The sequence below is a fragment of the Bradyrhizobium sp. UFLA05-112 genome (assembly GCF_053572325.1).
On the sequence record NZ_JBANBK010000038.1, the window covers coordinates 17626 to 34822 of the forward strand.

The 17197-nt window shown below is 65.0% G+C and carries 13 protein-coding genes; 4 read left to right on the forward strand and 9 right to left on the reverse strand.

The annotated features are described in order from the left end of the window. Positions 1–129: 129 nt before the first annotated feature. Entirely contained in the window at positions 130–1860 is a 1731-nt protein-coding gene (locus tag SO180_RS22040) for an adenylate/guanylate cyclase domain-containing protein (protein ID WP_449380933.1), read from the reverse strand. A gap of 295 nt (positions 1861–2155) precedes the next feature. Between SO180_RS22040 and SO180_RS22045 the strand changes: the two genes are divergently transcribed. Next, positions 2156–3829 carry a glycosyltransferase family 39 protein gene (locus SO180_RS22045; protein WP_449380990.1) on the forward strand — a complete coding sequence of 558 codons (1674 nt, stop codon included), beginning with the start codon at positions 2156–2158 and terminating at the stop codon, positions 3827–3829. On the opposite strand, the gene SO180_RS22050 is transcribed toward SO180_RS22045, so the two are convergent. Next, positions 3738–4766 (reverse strand): YcjF family protein, encoded by a 1029-nt coding sequence (locus SO180_RS22050; RefSeq protein WP_449380934.1) that lies wholly within the window; start codon positions 4764–4766, stop codon positions 3738–3740. The two genes, SO180_RS22045 and SO180_RS22050, sit on opposite strands and share 92 nt — an antisense overlap. Next, the gene (locus tag SO180_RS22055; RefSeq protein ID WP_449380935.1) at positions 4763–6232 is read right to left on the reverse strand and encodes a YcjX family GTP-binding protein; all 1470 of its coding nucleotides are present in this window, start codon (positions 6230–6232) and stop codon (positions 4763–4765) included. Before SO180_RS22055 ends, SO180_RS22050 begins: the two co-directional genes overlap by 4 nt. Before the next feature lie 183 nt (positions 6233–6415). Here SO180_RS22055 and trhA point away from each other — a divergent pair, with 183 nt between their 5' ends. Both trhA and SO180_RS22065 read left to right on the forward strand, forming a co-directional pair. Beyond that, positions 6416–7111 (forward strand): PAQR family membrane homeostasis protein TrhA, encoded by a 696-nt coding sequence (gene trhA / locus SO180_RS22060; RefSeq protein WP_449380936.1) that lies wholly within the window; start codon positions 6416–6418, stop codon positions 7109–7111. A 43-nt stretch (positions 7112–7154) separates the two neighbouring features. Continuing rightward, entirely contained in the window at positions 7155–7949 is a 795-nt protein-coding gene (locus tag SO180_RS22065) for an SDR family oxidoreductase (protein ID WP_449380937.1), read from the forward strand. A 173-nt stretch (positions 7950–8122) separates the two neighbouring features. Here the strand turns inward: SO180_RS22065 and mdlC are convergent, their stop codons facing one another. The 4 genes from mdlC to SO180_RS22085 form a co-directional block, all read right to left on the reverse strand. After that, positions 8123–9745 carry a benzoylformate decarboxylase gene (gene mdlC / locus SO180_RS22070; protein ID WP_449380938.1) on the reverse strand — a complete coding sequence of 541 codons (1623 nt, stop codon included), beginning with the start codon at positions 9743–9745 and terminating at the stop codon, positions 8123–8125. A gap of 177 nt (positions 9746–9922) precedes the next feature. After that, complete coding sequence (locus SO180_RS22075) at positions 9923–10774, reverse strand: HTD2 family dehydratase (RefSeq protein ID WP_449380939.1); 852 nt, start codon at positions 10772–10774, stop codon at positions 9923–9925. 13 nt (positions 10775–10787) lie between these two features. After that, the gene (locus SO180_RS22080) at positions 10788–11894 is read right to left on the reverse strand and encodes a CaiB/BaiF CoA transferase family protein (RefSeq protein ID WP_449380940.1); all 1107 of its coding nucleotides are present in this window, start codon (positions 11892–11894) and stop codon (positions 10788–10790) included. A 9-nt stretch (positions 11895–11903) separates the two neighbouring features. Further along, the gene (locus SO180_RS22085) at positions 11904–13082 is read right to left on the reverse strand and encodes an acyl-CoA dehydrogenase family protein (protein ID WP_449380941.1); all 1179 of its coding nucleotides are present in this window, start codon (positions 13080–13082) and stop codon (positions 11904–11906) included. A gap of 125 nt (positions 13083–13207) precedes the next feature. Here SO180_RS22085 and SO180_RS22090 point away from each other — a divergent pair, with 125 nt between their 5' ends. Beyond that, positions 13208–14128: a LysR substrate-binding domain-containing protein gene (locus SO180_RS22090; protein WP_449380942.1), complete on the forward strand. Its 921-nt coding sequence runs from the start codon at positions 13208–13210 to the stop codon at positions 14126–14128. A gap of 278 nt (positions 14129–14406) precedes the next feature. On the opposite strand, the gene SO180_RS22095 is transcribed toward SO180_RS22090, so the two are convergent. Together SO180_RS22095 and SO180_RS22100 are read right to left on the reverse strand one after the other, a co-directional pair. Next, on the reverse strand, positions 14407–15681 hold the full coding sequence (locus SO180_RS22095; RefSeq protein ID WP_449380943.1) for a cytochrome P450: 1275 nt from the start codon (positions 15679–15681) through the stop codon (positions 14407–14409). Positions 15682–15706: 25 nt separating this feature from the next. Further along, positions 15707–16972, reverse strand: coding sequence for a cytochrome P450 (locus SO180_RS22100; protein ID WP_449380944.1), 1266 nt, complete (start codon positions 16970–16972; stop codon positions 15707–15709). Positions 16973–17197 lie beyond the last annotated feature (225 nt).

Sequence of the window (17197 nt, forward strand, 5' to 3'; positions counted from 1 at the left end):
GGAGAGGTCGGCGCGAAGCGCCGGGTGAGGGCTCTCTCCTCTTGGGGATTGTCCCGATGCGGAGATATTCTCTCCCCAACCCTCTCCCGCAAGCGGGAGAGGGAGCTCACTTCCCGTGTGGTTCGGGCCTTACGCTGCGGCGCGCTCGTCGCGGTCGACGAGGCCAGCGAGCTGCCGTGCATCGGCGATGACGCGTACAACCATCGGTTCGTCGCGGCCGCGGATCGCGACCTCCTGCTGCGGCAGCGCGTCCTCGGCAAGACCCGCGGTTTGGCGGACCTCATCGGAGGCGATGGCCTCGCAGGCGAGCGTCTTGGTCATGTCCTGCAGGCGCGCCGCGACATTGACGGCGTCACCGAGCGCGGTGAACACGATGTGATCGCGATAGCCGATGTCGCCGATGATCACCTCGCCGCCATGAATGCCGATGCCGAAGCGGATCGGCTGGCGCAGGTCATGGCTCAGGAGCTCATTGAGCTCGTCGACGTGGCTGGCGATGCTGCCAGCCGCGCGCAGCGCCTGGCGGCAGGCGGTTTGCGGATTGGCCGACAGGCCAAACAGCGCGAGCATGCCGTCGCCGACGAACTGGTTGGGCTGGCCGCCATTCTCGATCACGGCCTGCGAAACCGCTCCTAGGAAGCGGTTGACGATGAAGACAGTGTCGAACGGCAGCCGCTTCTCGGCGAGCTGGGTCGAGCCTCGCATGTCTACGAACAGGCTGACGAGATAGCGCTCCTGGCCGATCCGCGCGGGCCCTGAACCTTCCGTGCTTGCCGTGGTGTGCGGCGTGAACAATTGGAAGAAGGAGAGATCGCAGGTGGGCCGCAGCTGGCAGGCGAGGCGAATGGATGGATCGGTGGTGCCGACACGCGCAAGCACGAAGGCCTCGCGCTGCGACGGCTCGGGGAGGATGCCATGATCGCCGATCACGCGGATGCGGCAGGTCGAGCAGCGCGCGCGGCCGCCGCAGACGCTGGCATGCGGCACGTTGTGGCGCAGGCTCGCCTCCAGCACGGACAGGCCCTTTGGCACGCGCACCGTCTTGCCGTTGCCGTAGGAGAGCGCGATCATGCCACCACGGCGCTCGCGCAAGCCCCGCACGCCGCGCGCGAGCAGCACGATGCCGAGCAGGCCGAGATAGCTTATGGTCAGCCCGCCGGTGATGCGATCAAGCGTGCTGGCCTGCGCGACGGTGCCGACCTGGCGCTGGGTCAGATTGGCCGCGCGCCAGTCCGCATCGTCGCTGTCGGCGGTGACGCTGCGTCCGCCCTGGTAGATGCCGAGCATCGCCAGCGTCGGGATCAGCACGGCCGCCGAGAGCAGCCAGGGCGCGGCGCGCTGAAAGAACGGCTTCATACGCAGCCAGAAATAGAGCCCGATGCAGCCATGGATCCAGGCGACGATGAGCAGGATCGTCATCTGCCACAGCCGGGCGGAGGAGGCGACGAAGAACAGGTAGAGCTCCTGCGGATAGAGCTTCTCGTGACCGTAGACGGTGTGGCCAAGCCGCACGCCGATCAGATGCGCCATCACCAGCGCCGGGATGCTGAGGCCCAGCACGAGCTGGAGCGGCTCGACGGTCTTCCAGCGGAACTGCCGGCGCTGATAGAGCGCGAAGACGCCGAGCCCGGCATGCACCAGTGCCGCGGTGTAGAACAGGATCGCGACCGGCAGGAACTGCCAGAACAGGACGTGGTAGTAGACGCCCGCCTGCATGGCCTCGACCGAGATATTGCCGAGCGCATGATTGAGGAAGTGGCTGACCACATAGGAAAACAGGATGACGCCGCAGACGAGCCGCACCTGGCGAACGCCGGTGCCGCGGAACTGTTCGGAAAATCGTGCGAGAGCGGTTGCCATGATTCGGTTTGTATCAGCTCGTCATCTAGATCAGCTATCGTAGAGTTTAATTCCAGCCGAAAACAGCGTGCCCGACAACTTGCGCGGCATGGAGCCCGCAGAGGCGGAATTGCAGGGTGGGGAAAGGCGCTCTTGCGCCGTGCCCACCGCTCCCGGGCACGGTGCTTGATGGTGGGCGCGTTCGCTTTGCCTACCCTACAACTCGGGGCATGACACGGACATACGCGGCAACACCCCCGCATTGACTCCCCCTCCCAAGTCGGGGAAAAGCGCGCCCGTGACGATCGCCCCCGACATGACAGCCAAGCCCGACGACGCCGCGCGCCGGCACCTCATCATTGCCGCGTTGGTGGTCGCGGCGATGACGGCTTTGCGTATCGTTTACGCCTCGATGCTCGAGCTGCGCACCGACGAGGCTTACTACTGGACCTGGTCGAAGGAGGGCGCGCTCAGCTTTCTCGACCATCCTCCAGGCATTGCCTGGCTGATCCGTTTCGGCACCGCGATCTTCGGCGACACCCAGCTCGGCGTCCGCTTCGGCGGCATCGTGGCGATGTTGGTCACGCAGTGCCTGCTCGCCGATATCGTGCGACGTGTCACCCGCGACGCGCGCGCGATCGTGTTCGCGCTGTTGATGCCGGAGGCGGCGCTCTACTACGGGCTGCTGATGTCCAAGGTCGCGCCCGACGTCGCGATGATCCCCGTTGCGGTCGCGATGTTCTGGTCGCTGGTGCGGCTGACACAGTCCGGCGATGGCCGCTGGTGGCTCGCGGCCGGATTTTTCGCCGGCCTCTCGCTGCTATCCAAGTTCACCGCGATCATGTTCCTGCCTGCAGTGGTCGCGTTCGTGCTGGTGCCAGACTGGCGCTGGCGCTGGCTGCGCAGCCCTTATCCCTATCTCGCCGTGCTGATCGCGATCGCCGTGTTCTCGCCGGTCCTGATCTGGAACGCGCAGCACGACTGGGCCTCGTTCCGCTTCCAGGGCGTGCGCGCGACCGCGAATTACGGCGTCTCCTGGCGCACCATCGGCGACTATATCGGCCTGCAATTCGGCCTCGTCGGCTTCGTCATGCTGCCGGTGGTGCTGTCCGGCCTGACGCTGACGGCGTGGCGCGGCTACCGCACGCGCGAGCCGGTCGCGATTCTGCTTTCGACCGCGGTGCTGGTGCCGTTCCTCTACTTCCTCTGGAAATCGCTCACCTTGCGGGTCGGTGACACCTGGCCGATGTTCATGTGGCCGGTCGGGTTCGCCGCCGTGTCCATCAACCTCGTGACGTTGCCGCGCGAGGGCTGGTCCGAGCGGATGACGAGGTCGGCGACCTTCTGGGCCAACGCAGCCATCACGACCGGCATCGCCTTCGTCGTCGCCGTGTTTCTCTACTACATGATCGCGCCCTGGAATTTCCTCGGCAAGATCGATCCGATCGGCGCCGAAGCCGGCTATGACGAGGTCGCGGCCCGCGCCCAGGCGCAACTCGACAAGACCGGCGCGACCTGGATCGCGACGACGGACTACCGCACCTACGCCATGCTGCGCTGGCTGTTCCGCGGCCGCGTGCCCGTCATCGAGATCAACGAGCGCGGCCGCTTCCAGGATTTCGCCGATCCCGGCATCGACCGGATCCGCGGACAGGCCGGCCTCTATGTCGGACGCGAGCCCGATAATCATCTGCCGCTATGGAATTCATTGCCCGTCACGCGCGAGCCGCTCGAACAGGTCGACCGCCGCTGGCGCGGCCTCGTGATGGATACCTACGCACTGGAAAAGCTCACCGGCTGGACGCCTGAGCTCTCTCCACCAAAGGACGCGCCGCTGTTCCAGTGGCGTGTGCTGGCCCTTTTCTCCCTCTCTCCGCTCGCGCGGAAGGGGAGAATAGCTACTCCTCGTCTTCTTTCTTCCGCAGCAGATCGGTTGCAAGATCCGAGAGCTTCGGTTGCGGCAACGCTGCGAACGGCAGCGGGCGTGTGACGTCGATGGCGGCAAGGCCGAGCCGCGCCGTCAATAATCCGTTGAGCACGCCTTCGCCGAGTCGCTGCGACAGCTTTGCCGCGATCCCGTGGCCGAGCATCTGTTGCACCAGACTGTCGCTCGCGGCCATGCCGCCGGTGATGGCGAGATGGGCGATGACGTGGCGAAGCAGCCGGATCATGCCGAGGGCGCCGGGGCGGCCGCCATAGAGCCGCGCCAGTTGGCGGATCAGGCGGAGCGAAGCCACGAACACGAACAGCACGTCGATCAGCGCGCGGGGGCTCACCGCGGTGACGATCGAAACCCGCTGCGCGGCCGATGACACCAGCCGCCGCGCTTCCGCATCCAGCGGCGTCATCAGCTCGCGCTCGGCGAGGCGGATCATGTCGGCGCCGTCGATGATCTCACCAGTGTGGTTTTGCAGCGTCGCGCGGGCGCGTGCGAGCTGCGGGTTTTGATGCGCGATGCGCAGGAGATCCTGCACGATGACGCGGCTCTCGGCGCGGTTGTCGCTGGCGAGTACGCTTGTCGCGCGCTGATGCAGTTTTTCGATGGTCGCGAGCCGGGCAAGTCCAAACGCCTCGCGTCCGATCACGACCGCGAGTGCGAGCGTGGTGACGAAGGCGAGAGCGAGACCGACGATGCCGAGGCTCTCGCTGCGCGCAAACAGGTCCTCGATCAGATGAACGACGCCAAGTCCGACACCGAGCAGCGTCAGCCCGGCAAGGCCTGACCAGAACAGCGTGCCCCAGGGGAAGCCGCGCCGCACCACGACCGGTGTCTCGACCGGTACGGGCAGCGCCAGAGGATCGGGCTCGGGCGTGATCTGGATCGCAGCGCGCGTGAGCCTTCCGGATTCATCGGCTTCAGTCACGACGACGTCGGGGTCATCCAGCCGGAACGTCGCGGGCCGCCGTTGCTGGTGTCGCTCGTTCATTCCAACCTGTCTCCGATCAGGAACTGCAAGGCACGGTCAAGGCGGATGTGAGGCAGCGCCGGCCCCTCAGCCCCTTCGCGCTCGAGCTTTCGCGGACGGAAGCGCAGGAAGCGGAAGTCGCTCGTCTCGGCAGCGGCAGTCGAAAGCCCACGAAAGGACTCGGCGCCGTTGAACAGAGCTTCCGGATCGAGTGGCAGATCGCCCGGAAAGGTCGCGACCTCTGTATCGCCGTCAAAAAACTCGCCGCCGGCGCTTTCGCCGGCAGCGGGCGTGCCGAGGATGGACGGCAATCTGTCGCGGCCGCGTGCGACCTGCGCCTCGCGCGTCGCGCGTACGGCGGCGAGCGCCACCACGTCGATCTCGGCGCCGGTGCTTTCGGCACGCGCGACTGCCCGCGCGACCGCGCGCCGCAACACGGCCTCGAGGCGGTCGTGACTGGAATGATGCAGATGATCGGCCTTGGTCGCCGCAAATAGGATGCGGTCGATGCGCGGGCGGAACAGGCTGGAGATGAAGGTACTGCGTCCGATCCGGAAGCAATCCAGAATGCCGGCCAGCGCCGCTTCGAGGTCATGCAGCGCATCGGGTCCGGAGTTGAACGCCGCAAGTGCATCGGCCAGCACGATCTGGCGGTCGAGCCGGGCAAAGTGGTCGCGAAAGAAGGGGCGCACCACGACGTCCTTGTAAGCCTCGTAGCGGCGCACCATCATCGCCCAGAGTGATCCTTCCGGCGCTTGTCCCTCGGTGGGCACATCGAGCGGCGCAAAGGTCAGTGCCGGCGAGCCCGCGAGACTGCCCGGCATCAGGAAGCGGCCGGGCGGCAACAGGCTCATGGCAAAGCGCTCGTCGCGGCAGGCACGCAAGTATTCGGTGAACAGCCTTGCCGAGGTCAGCGTCGCCTGCTCGTCCTCGGCCGCCTCGGGCTTGAGGCTAGCCAGATGCGCGTGCCAGTCGGCCGCCAGATGCGCCCGCGGGGCCGCGCGCGACAGTGCCAGGCTCTCCGCCGACCATCGCTCGTAGCTCTTTTGCAGCAGCGGCAGGTCGAGCAGCCATTCGCCGGGATAGTCGACGATATCAAGCGTCAGGTTACGGTCCGCGCCGTTCTGGCGCTGGTAGTCGATGACGAGGCGGAGCTCTGAGATGTCGACGGTGGAGTTCGGCCAGCGCCGGTCCTCGGTCAGCGCGCGCAGATGGCTTTCGTAGTCGAAGCGCGGCACGGCATCGTCGGGCTGCGGCGCGAGTTTTGCTCGTGCGATGCGGCCGGAGGCAAAGGCCTCGAACACCGGAAAGCGGCCGCCGCTCGTCAGCCCATGGATCAGCGCGGTGATGAACACGGTTTTACCCGCCCGCGACAGGCCGGTGACGCCGAGCCGGACGGTGGGGTTGAAGAAATGCTCGCCATAGTCGAGAAGCGCCCGGGCCGACAGGCGCGCCTCTTCGACCATATCCTGGAAGCTGAATGCCATGGGGGAGGCGAGGGCTCTCGTGCCGGCGGAATAGGCAAATTGGACTAGTCACAAAAGTGGCAACTGCTTGAGGAAAATCAAGCTTCATACTTCCACCGCGTTTTCGGGTGAACCAGCCTTTGAACGCCTCGCCGACCACGAAAGACCCACATAAAAGTGCCACAGCGTCGCCTTCGGACTGCCATGACCGTTTTCAGATTGAAACAACTTGCGTCCACCTCGGTCCATGCTGCGGCCGATGTCATCGGCTGGGACTATGACCGCGCCGAGCTGATCGCCGACGGCGTCATTCATGCCATCGGCGTGCTGACGGGCATCGTCGCTGCGATCGTTCTGGTGGTGCTGGCGGCGGTCAATGCCAGCACGGTCGACATCGTCGGGGTCTCGATCTACGTCGCCGGCCTGCTCTCGATGCTGGTGCTGTCGGCGACCTATAATCTCTGGCCAGTGTCGCCAGCCAAATGGATCTTGCGACGGTTCGACCACTCCGCGATCTATCTCCTCATCGCCGCGACCTACACGCCGTTCATCCTGGAACTGAAGGACAGCACGTTCGCGCTGGCGCTGCTCGTCGGTGTCTGGTGCGTGGCGATCCTCGGCATCGTGCTCAAGCTCGGCTGGCCCGGCCGGTTCGACCGGGTCGCTGTCGGCATTTACCTCGCCATGGGCTGGAGCGGCCTGATGCTCTACGACGCCGTGGTCAAGGCGTTGCCGACCGTGGCGCTGTGGTTCGTGGTCGCGGGCGGCGCGCTCTATTCCTTCGGGGTGATCTTCCACGCCTGGCGGCGCCTGCGTTTCCAAAACGCGATCTGGCACGGCTTTGTCTTGGCCGGCGCGGCGTGCCATTATACCGCGGTGCTCAATCTCGTCCTGAGCTGAGCGCGAACAGAAGCGGTATAAGCGGCATAAGAGGAGACGTCGCATGCAGGTGGCCGGCAAGATCGTGGTCGTCACCGGCGGCGCCAATGGCATCGGCAAGGCGCTGTGCGAGGTGTTTCATCAGGCAGGCGCGGCCAAGGTCGTGGTCGCGGATATGGAGGCCGCCGGCGCGCGAGCGGTGGCGGCGACCGTGAACGGCGCCGCCTTCAAATGCGACGTGGCCCAGGAAAAGGACATCGCCCACGTCATCGAGGAAACGGAGCGGCAGTTCGGCCCGATCGAGCTGTTCTGCTCCAATGCCGGCATCGGCGGCGGCTTCGATCCCTTGTCAGTGAACGCCGGCGGATCGTCAGATGAGCCCTGGCAGCGGAGCTGGGCGATCCACGTCATGGCCCACGTCTACGCGGCGCGGCACCTTGTCCCGCGCATGAAAGCTCGCGGCGGCGGCTATTTCCTCAACACGATCTCGGCCGCGGGCCTGCTCTCGCAGGTCGGGAGCCCGGCTTATTCGACGACGAAGCATGCCGCGGTCGGCTTTGCCGAAAACCTCGCGATCTCGCACAAGGCGCATAACATCCGCGTCTCGATCCTCTGTCCGCAGGGCGTCGACACCAACATGCTGCGCTCGATCCCAAAAGGCCCGCAAAGTGGCGACGGCGACCTCTCGCCCGAGCAGGTCGCGAAAGACGCGCTCGCCGGCATCGCGCAGGAGACGTTCCTGATCCTGCCCCACGCGCAGGTGCTCGGCTACATGCGCAAGAAGACCGAGAACTACGACCGCTGGATCGGCGGCATGGCGAAGATCCAGGCCAAGATGCGGGAGGAGTTCGGGAAGTAGGGGGTGCGGTCGCCACATTCGCTCTGTCATGCCCCGGCTTGATGTATAGACTGGACCGGGGCATCCAGTACGCCGCAGCCTCTCGATTCAATCACGACTGTCTCGGAGTACTGGATCGCCCGGTCAAGCCGGGCGATGACGGCGGAGTGTGCAGGGCGAGACTCCGTCCCTGGCTAATTCTTCTGCGCATACAGCAGCGGCACCGCGGAATCCACGACGACCTCGACGAGGCTCGCGCCCTCGGCGCTCATCCCCCGCTTCAGCGCTTCACCGAGCTCGGCCGACTTCGTCACCCGCACCGCGTCGCAGCCCATCCCTTCGGCGAGCTTGACGAAATCGATGCCGGGCAATTCCAGCCCCGGTACGTTGCGCACCTGCATGACCTGGCTGAAGGAGCGCATCGCGCCGTAGCCGGAATTGTTGATGACGACGACGGTGAGCGGCAACTTGCGCTGCGCGGCGGTCCATAGCGCCTGGATCGAATACATCGCCGAGCCGTCGCCGATCAGGCACACCGTGCGGCTGTTCGGTTTGCCCAAAGCCATGCCGACGGAGGCGGGCAGTGAGTAGCCGAGGCCGCCGCTCGACATCGTGTAAAAACTGTCCTGGCCACGCATCGGCATGAACTTCTGCATCGCCGGCCGGTGCGAGGGCACTTCCTCCACGAGCGAAGTGCCCTCCGGCATCGCCTCGGACAGCGAATGCAGCAGGAACTCGACCGGAAGCGGATCGGCGGCTTGTGGGGCCGGCGGCAGCGTGCGGCCCTTTGGCGTCGCGCGTTTGCTCTCCGGCAGCATGTCGAGCAGCGCGTTCAGCGCCGGCTTCATGGTCGCGACGATGCTGGTGCCGACCGGCGTCACCGCGGCGGCATCCGGATCCTCGGTGATCTGGAAAATGGTCGTGCCCCCGTCGAAGATCGAGGCGTGCCCTTCGACATGGAAGGTGAACACGGGCGCGCCGATCACGACGACGAGATCGTGCGTGCGCAGCGCATCCGAGAGCTGGCCGGGCGAGGCATGCAGGAAGCCCGCGAATTGTGGATGGCGCTCCGGGAAGGAGCAGCGCGCCGAGAACGGGCTGACCCAGACGGTCGCCTTCGCCTTCTCGGCGACGCGCACCACGAGGTCAACAGCGCCGGCGCGGTCGACGCCGGGGCCGACGACGAGGGCAGGATGCTTGCTCGCATTGAGCGCCGCGACCAGGGCCTTCATCGCCTCAGGCTCGGGCCCGAGCTCGCGACTGACCTTGCGCGCCTCGACCGGCGTCGTCGCGTGGGTCCAGTCGTCGATCGGGATCGAGACGAAGGTCGGACCGCAAGGAGGCTGCATCGCGGTGTGATAGGCGCGCGCGATCGCGGCGGGCACATCTTCCGCGCGCGCCGGTTCGACGCTGTATTTCACGTAAGGCCGAGGGAATTCGGACGCTCGCTCGGCGTACAGGAACGCCTGCAACGGCAGGATCGAGCGCGCCTGCTGGCCCGCGGTGATGACGAGCGGCGTCTGGTTGCGATGCGCGGTGTAGATGTTGCCGAGCGCATTGCCGACGCCGGCGGCGGAATGCAGATTGACGAAGCCGGCGTTGCGCGTGGCCTGGGCATAACCATCGGCCATGCCGACGGCGGAAGCTTCCTGAAGCGCCAGCACATAGTCGATGTCGTCGGGCCAGTCGCTCAGGAACGGCAGCTCGGTCGAGCCGGGATTGCCGAACACTTTCTTGATGCCGAAGCCACGGAAGAGATCGAGCGTCGCCTGCTTGACGGAGACGGATGTGCTGCCGGTTTTTCCGTTCTTTGACATTGTTTCCGTCCCTTCTTAGTCCCTCATCCTGAGGAGCGCGGAACGCGCGTCTCGAAGGATGAAGGCCCGGCTCTCGGCCTCGCCCTCGAGACGCGCGCGAAGGGCGCGCTCCTCGGGGTGAGGGTTTAGGTTCCTACATCGCTGCTGCGCCCGCAATGGAGATGCAGCAGAAGCGTATCACCACGCCGCCGTCCCCTTCATCGTCGGCTGACCCTCGGCGTTCGCCGTCCACAGCTCCAGACCGGCGTCGGTCTCATTTGCGTTCACCGAAAATTCCGTGCCGTCGAACAGCGGCTGCACGCCGCGGTAGCTGAATTTCTTCGGCGCCTTGCCGCCGCGGAGCTTCGCCGCCATCTCGGTAATCAGCGCCGCCTGGAGCGGCCCATGGAAGATCAGGCCCGGATAACCCTCGACCTTGGTGACGTAGTCGCGATCATAGTGGATGCGATGGCCGTTGAAGGTCAACGCAGAGTAGCGGAACAGCAGCACGGCATCGGAGACATGTGTCTCGCGATGCTGCGCCTTCGGCGGCGGAGGCGGGCCCTTTGCGGTTGCGGGTTGGCCGCTCGTCGTCTCGCGGTAGACGATGTCCTGCCGCTCGCGAATGGCGACGCCGCGCGGCGAGGTGATGGTGTGCTCGACCGCGACGAAACACAGCGTTCCGGTCGAGCCGGTCTTCACCACGACGTCGGCAATGCGCGAGATCCGAGTCGATTCATCGCCAACGCGAAGCGCATCGATGAATTCGATCTCGCCACCAGCCCACATCCGTCGCGGCAGCGGCACCGGCGGCAGGAACCCGCCACGGGTGGGGTGACCGTCGGGGCCGAGCATCGACATCGGGGATACCGGCTGCGCCAGGCACCAATGCACGGTGAACGGCGCCGCGTCGCCCTTTTTGGGCTCGCCAATCTCCTGGAACAGCGTCGCGCGCAGGCCCTTGACGAGTTGCGCGGTGACGGTGTCGGTCGCCTCCTGGGTACGGCCGATCCATTGCCGCAAATGATCGATGTCGAGCTTCTCGGTCATGTCATCTCTCTCGCTACTTCTTCTTCTGGCCGGGCCGCTCGCCGATGCCGGGCACGGCGCCGTAGCTGCGCGTCTCGCCGACGATGATCGGCGCTGGCGCGGGATAGCTGACGCGGCCGTTCGGCGTATCCACCTCGATGCGACGCAGATGCGGATGGGTGGTGAGATCAGCCATGGTGTTGACCTCTGCAAAGGCGATGTCGGCATCCGACAGCCGCTTGAGCAGCTCATCGCGTGTCATCCTGCCAAAGCTATCGGCCACGGTCTTGTCGGTGAAGTCGCGGTGGCGCACGCGCTCGACCATATTGGCGACGCGCGGATCGCTCGGCAGCGCGGGCTGGTCCAGCACCTCCGCGCACAGCGTCTTCCATTCGCGCTCGCTCTGGATCGAAATCAGGATGTCCTTGCCGTCCTTGGAGGTGAACACGCCATAGGGCGCGATCGAGGGATGGCGCAGGCCCATTCGCTTGGGCGGATTGCCGGCTTCCGAATTGAGTAGCGGCACGGTCAGCCAGTCCGCCATCACGTCGAACATGGAGATGCGGATGTCGGCGCCCACGCCCGTGCGTCCCCGCGCGATCAGCGCTTCCAGGATCGCGGCATGCGCGGTCGCGCCGGTCGCGACATCGACGATCGAGATGCCGACACGCGAGGCGCCGTCGGGATTGCCGGTGATCGAAGCAAGCCCGCTTTCGGCCTGGATCAGGAGATCATAGGCCTTGCGATGCGCATAGGGTCCCGCGTCGCCGTAGCCGGTGATTGTGCAGGAGATCAGCTTCGGATAGTCGCGCAGCAATCGCTCGCGCGAAAAGCCGAGCTTGTCCATCGAGCCGGGCTTGAGGTTTTGAATAAGCACGTCCGCGCTCGCGATCAGCGTTTCAAGCTCGGCGCGGCCTTCCTTGGTCGACAGATCAACCACCGCCGATTGCTTGCCGCGGTTGAGCCAGACGAAATAGCTGCTCTGGCCCTTGGCTGCCGCGTCATAGCCACGCGCGAAATCGCCTTCGGGACGCTCGATCTTGATCACTTCGGCGCCGGCGTCCGCCAGGCGCGATGAGCAGAAGGGCGCGGCGACCGCCTGCTCGACCGCAATCACCCTGATCCCGTCAAGTGCTCCCATGGCGCGACCTCAGTACGAGCGGGGCATGCCGAGCACGTGCTCGGCGATGAAGGACAACACCAGGTTGGTCGAGATCGGCGCGACCTGGTAGAGCCGCGTCTCGCGGAATTTTCGCTCGACGTCGTACTCCTCGGCGAAGCCGAAGCCGCCATGGGTCTGGATGCAGGCGTTCGCCGCTTCCCAGGACGCATCCGCCGCCAGCATTTTTGCCATGTTGGCCTCCGCGCCGCAGTCGAGCCCGGCCTCGTATTTGCGGGTCGCTTCCTTCACCATCAGCTCCGCCGCGCGCATAGAAGCGTAGGCTTTTGCAATCGGAAACTGGATGCCCTGGTTCTGGCCGATCGGCCGTCCAAACACGGTGCGCTCCTTGGCGTAGTTCGAGGCCTTTGCGATGAACCACTTCGCATCGCCGACGCATTCCGCCGCGATCAGGATGCGCTCGGCATTCATGCCGGAAAGGATATAGCGAAAGCCCTTGCCTTCCTCGCCGATCAGGTTTTCCGCCGGCACCTTCATGTCCGTAAAGAACACTTCGGTGGTGGCGTGGTTCATCATGGTGCGGATCGGGCGGATCTCCAGGCCCTTGCCCCTGGCCTCGCGCATGTCGACGATGAAGACCGAGAGGCCGTCTGTGCGCTTCTTGGCTTTCTCCTTCGGCGTGGTGCGCGCCAGCAAGATCATCAGGTCGGAATGCTCGGCGCGGCTGGTCCAGATTTTCTGGCCGTTGACGACGTAATGATCGCCCTCGCGACGTGCAAAGGTCTTGAGTGAAGACGTGTCGGTGCCGCTGGTCGGCTCGGTGACCCCAAAGGCTTGCAGGCGCAATTCGCCGGTCGCGACCTTCGGCAGATATTTTGCCTTCTGCGCGTCGCTGCCATGCCGGAGCACCGTGCCCATGGTGTACATCTGGGCGTGGCAGCCGCCGCCGTTGCAGCCGGCGCGCTGGATCTCTTCGAGGATCGCTGCCGCCGCCGACAACTTAAGCCCGGCGCCGCCATATTCCTCGGGGATCAGCACCGAGAGATAGCCGGCCTCTGTGAGCGCATCGACAAAAGCCTTTGGATAAGTCATCTCGCGATCGAGCTTGCGCCAGTATTCGCCGGGAAACTGTGCGCAGAGTTTCGCCACCGCGTCGCGGATGTCGGCATAGTCTTCGGTGTGGTGGTCGTCGTGTTTTTGTTGGCTCATGGCGTTTCCAGTCGATCGCGTTGCAGAAGATAACGCCAGCCAAGCGTCCGGCGTTGTGAAAACGACGCCAACCCCCTATGCTCATTTGCTATAGCGTATGGAGTAGCGTTCAAAGCTTGGCAAGCATGGATTTCCGTCAGCTCAGGACCTTCAGTTGCGTGGCCGAACTTGGCAGCCTCTCCAAGGCGTCCGATACGCTGCGGGTCGCCCAGCCGGCGCTGAGCCGCCAGATCAAGCTGCTGGAGCACGAGCTGCGCACGGAGCTGTTCACACGCAACGGCCGCGGCATGGTGCTGACGGAAGCCGGCCGTCTGCTGCTCGCGCGCACCTCCGGCATCGTCCGCCAGATCGACCAGATCCGCGACGACATCCAGTCGGCCCAGGGTCCGCCATCCGGTCATGTGGTGCTCGGCCTGGTTCCCACCGTGAGCTGCGTCTTGTCGGCGCGCTTCGCCCGCCGCTGCGTCGAAACCTATCCGGGCGTCACACTGCGCATCGTCGAGAGCTATAGCGGCCATCTCGTCGAATGGCTGCATCGCGGCGAGATGGATCTTGCGATCCTCTACGGTCGTTCCGCCGATCTGCACCTCACCGTGCAGAGCCTCGGTCGCGACAACATCGTCGCGGTGGGCCCGCGCGGCTGCGGGCTCGCCCGCAAGAAGAGCGTCGAGATCGGCTGGCTGCTCAGGCAGCGGCTGGTGCTGCCCAGTCATTCGCACGGGCTCCGCGCGCTGATCGAGCATGCGGCGGCCCAGCGCAAGATCAAGCTCAACGTCCAGCTCGAAGCGGATTCGTTCCGCGTGCTCACGAGCCTCGTCGAGGAGGGCCTCGGCTTCGCCCTGTTGCCGCCCTCGTCGGTATACGGTGAGGTCGCCGACGGTCGGCTGGAAACAGCCGCCGTCTCCAAGCCAATGACGCGCGAGCTCATTGTTGCCTCTCCGATCGATCGGCCGGTGTCGACGGCGACCGTTGCCGTCACCGCGCTCCTGCGCGAGGAAGTGGCCGCCTGCCGCAAGGACGGCGTCTGGGACATCAAATTGAGTTAGATGCGCTCATTTCCTAGAACAGCCGCGCGCCGTCTTGCCTTCGCATCTGGCGCGACCTGTCATGCCGAAATTTTATAGCTGGTGCAGCGGCGCGCCTGCCGCGCGTTAGGGGCGACTCGCTTGTCGCCTCATCCTTCGCTGTCATCGCCCGCGAAGGCGTGCGATCCAGTATTCCAGGGGCGGTGACGAATACGGAGAAGCCGCGGCCTACTGGATCCCCGCTTTCGCGGGGCATGACAGCGAAGATTCAGGTAAGGGCTTGCCATTCCCCGCGCACGCTACCCCGGAATCCTTACCGGCAACGTCTCGTAGCCCTTGATGAAGCTGGAATAGATCCGCCGGGGCTCGCCGACCACCTCGATACGGTCAAAACGCTTCAGCATCTCCTCCCAGACGATCCTGAGCTGAAGCTCCGCGAGCCGCATGCCGACGCAGCGGTGGATGCCGAAGCCGAAGGACAGATGTGTGCGCGGCCGCGGCCGGTCGATGATGAAGTCGTTCGGCTTCTCGAACATCTCCTCGTCGCGATTGCCGGAAACGTACCACATCACGACGCGGTCGCCCTTCTTGATCTCCTTGCCGCCGATCTCGGTATCCCGCAGCGCCGTGCGTCGCATGTGCGCGAGCGGGGTCTGCCAGCGGATCACCTCCGGCACCATTGAATCGATCAGCGCCGGATTGGCGCGGAGCTTGTCGTATTGCTCGGGGTTCTCGTTCAGCGCCAGCACCGAGCCGGTCATGGTGTTGCGGGTGGTATCGTTGCCGCCAACGATGAGCAGGATGATGTTGCCCATGAGGTTGTCGGGGTCCATGTAGCGCGTGGCGTCGTTATGCGCCATCAGCGACAACAGGTCGTTGCGCGGCGCGGAATTGACGCGCTCGTTCCACAGCTTCGACATGTAGGCGTAGCACTCGTCCATTTCCTTCCGCCGCTCTTCGGCGGAGGCGACGATGCCGCTCTTGGGCAGTGCGGTGGAGACGTCCGACCAGCGCGTCAGCTTGCGCCGCTCCTCCCAGGGGAAGTCGAACAGTGTCGCCAACATCTGTGTCGTCAGCTCGATCGAGACGCGCTCGACGAAATTGAAGGTCTCGTTGCGCGGCAGATTGTCCAGCACGGACTGCGAGCGCTGGCGGATCAGCTTGGCGAGTTCGTCCAGATGCGTCGGCGTGAACATCGGCGACACCGTCTTGCGCTGCGCCGAGTGCGTGGGCTGGTCCATCGCGATGAAGCTTGGCCAGTCATAACCGGTCGGCACGTCGCGGATCGAGATGCCGCCGAGCGTCGAGTCGGAGGAGAAGATGCCGTGATTGGTGTCGACATGCATGATGTCGTTGTATTTGACCACCGACCAGTACGGCTCGATCGGCGCGTTGGTGCAGTAATGCACCGGCTCTTGCTCGCGCAGCCGCTCGAACCATGGCCATAAGGTGTCGTCCTGGAACAGCCGCGGCGCGCCCGGATGGTAATCCTTCAATGGCGTCGCATAGGCCTCCTCGCGCGCCCGGCGCATGCGTTCGGCCCTGTCGGTCCTGACCGGAGTTTGGACGTTCATGGCTGGTGGCTCCAGTTCTCGCGAATCACGCCGCAATCCTGACCGGCAGCGTCTCGTAACCCTTCACGAAACTCGAATACACCCGCTTGGGTTCGCCGACCACGTCGATATGATCGAAGCGCTTCAAAATCTCTTCCCAGATGATCTTCAATTGCAGCTCTGCAAGCCTGAGACCCACGCAGCGGTGGATGCCGAAGCCGAAGGAGAGATGCGTGCGCGGCCGGGCGCGGTCAATGATGAATTCGTAGGGTTTTTCGATCGCCTCCTCGTCGCGGTTGCCCGAGACGTACCACATCACGACCTTGTCACCCTTCTTGATTTCTCTCCCGCGGAATTCGAAATCGGCGAGCGCGGTGCGCCGCATATGGGCGAGCGGCGTCTGCCAGCGGATGACTTCGGGCACGAAGCTGTCGAGCAGCGCGGGATTCTCCCGCAGCTTCCGATACTGCTCCGGATGCTGGCTGAGCGCGTAGATCGAGCCGGACATGGTGTTGCGGGTGGTGTCGTTGCCGCCGACGATCAACAGGATCAGGTTGCCCAGAAAGTTCCTCGCGTCCATGTCGCGCGTCGCCGCGCCATGCGCCAGCATCGAGAGCAGGTCGCTCCTGGGCGGCTGCGCGATGCGCTCCTTCCACAGCCGCGAAAAGTAGGTCGCGCAATCCAACAGCTCGGCCTGCCGCTGGTCCTCGGTGGCGACGAGGCCGCCGGAGCCGGGAATGGTGGTCGCGACATCCGACCAGCGCGTCAACTTGCGGCGGTCTTCCCAGGGGAAGTCGAACAGCACCGCGAGCATCTGCGTGGTGAGCTCGATCGAGACGCGGTCGACCCAGTCGAATTCCTCTCCGCGTGGGAGATTGTCCAGGCATTCGGCCGAGCGTTTGCGGATGTTGAGCGCGAGCTCGTCCAGATGCGTCGGCGTGAACATCGGCGCCACGGTCTTGCGCTGGGCCGCATGACGCGGCGGGTCCATGGCAATGAAACTCTCGCGGCGCAAATCGGGATCGATGTCGCGGATGGTGATGCCACCGAGGGAAGCTGCCGAGGAGAACACCGAATGGTTGGTCTCGATCTCCATGATGTCGTTGTACCTCGTCACCGACCAGTACGGGCCAAACATCGAGTCCCTGCAATAGTGCACGGGATCTTCGCGGCGCAGGCGATCGAAATAGGGCCAGAACGCATCGGTCCTGAACAGTTCGGGATGGCCGGGATCGAGCTGCTCCAGCGGCAGCGATGCGGCGCGCTCATGCAGGCTCTCGCGCGTGACTGTGCTCTCGATGGTCCCATGCATGACCGGCTCTCCCTTGCAGCCGCGCGCGTTCTTGTTTGAATTCTGCGCTGCGGTATTTGCCCCTGCAATTACAACCCGTTGCGTGCGTCGGGGCAAGGGTGAGTTTTGCCACATCCGGATTTGTGAGCGCGCCTACTGCTGGAGGCTATGGGTCCTGGCCTTCGCCAGGACGACGTTGGGGCTAGTACCCGGCCTCGCGGTTGGAGCTATCGCATAGCGTGTGCG

Bases quoted from the DNA above. Each gene is read 5' to 3' on its own strand.
- SO180_RS22040 (WP_449380933.1), bottom strand. From the start codon at position 1,860: ATGGCAACCGCTCTCGCACGATTTTCCGAACAGTTCCGCGGCACCGGC.
- SO180_RS22045 (WP_449380990.1), top strand. From the start codon at position 2,156: ATGACAGCCAAGCCCGACGACGCCGCGCGCCGGCACCTCATCATTGCC.
- SO180_RS22050 (WP_449380934.1), bottom strand. From the start codon at position 4,766: ATGAACGAGCGACACCAGCAACGGCGGCCCGCGACGTTCCGGCTGGAT.
- SO180_RS22055 (WP_449380935.1), bottom strand. From the start codon at position 6,232: ATGGCATTCAGCTTCCAGGATATGGTCGAAGAGGCGCGCCTGTCGGCC.
- trhA (WP_449380936.1), top strand. From the start codon at position 6,416: ATGACCGTTTTCAGATTGAAACAACTTGCGTCCACCTCGGTCCATGCT.
- SO180_RS22065 (WP_449380937.1), top strand. From the start codon at position 7,155: ATGCAGGTGGCCGGCAAGATCGTGGTCGTCACCGGCGGCGCCAATGGC.
- mdlC (WP_449380938.1), bottom strand. From the start codon at position 9,745: ATGTCAAAGAACGGAAAAACCGGCAGCACATCCGTCTCCGTCAAGCAG.
- SO180_RS22075 (WP_449380939.1), bottom strand. From the start codon at position 10,774: ATGACCGAGAAGCTCGACATCGATCATTTGCGGCAATGGATCGGCCGT.
- SO180_RS22080 (WP_449380940.1), bottom strand. From the start codon at position 11,894: ATGGGAGCACTTGACGGGATCAGGGTGATTGCGGTCGAGCAGGCGGTC.
- SO180_RS22085 (WP_449380941.1), bottom strand. From the start codon at position 13,082: ATGAGCCAACAAAAACACGACGACCACCACACCGAAGACTATGCCGAC.
- SO180_RS22090 (WP_449380942.1), top strand. From the start codon at position 13,208: ATGGATTTCCGTCAGCTCAGGACCTTCAGTTGCGTGGCCGAACTTGGC.
- SO180_RS22095 (WP_449380943.1), bottom strand. From the start codon at position 15,681: ATGAACGTCCAAACTCCGGTCAGGACCGACAGGGCCGAACGCATGCGC.
- SO180_RS22100 (WP_449380944.1), bottom strand. From the start codon at position 16,972: ATGCATGGGACCATCGAGAGCACAGTCACGCGCGAGAGCCTGCATGAG.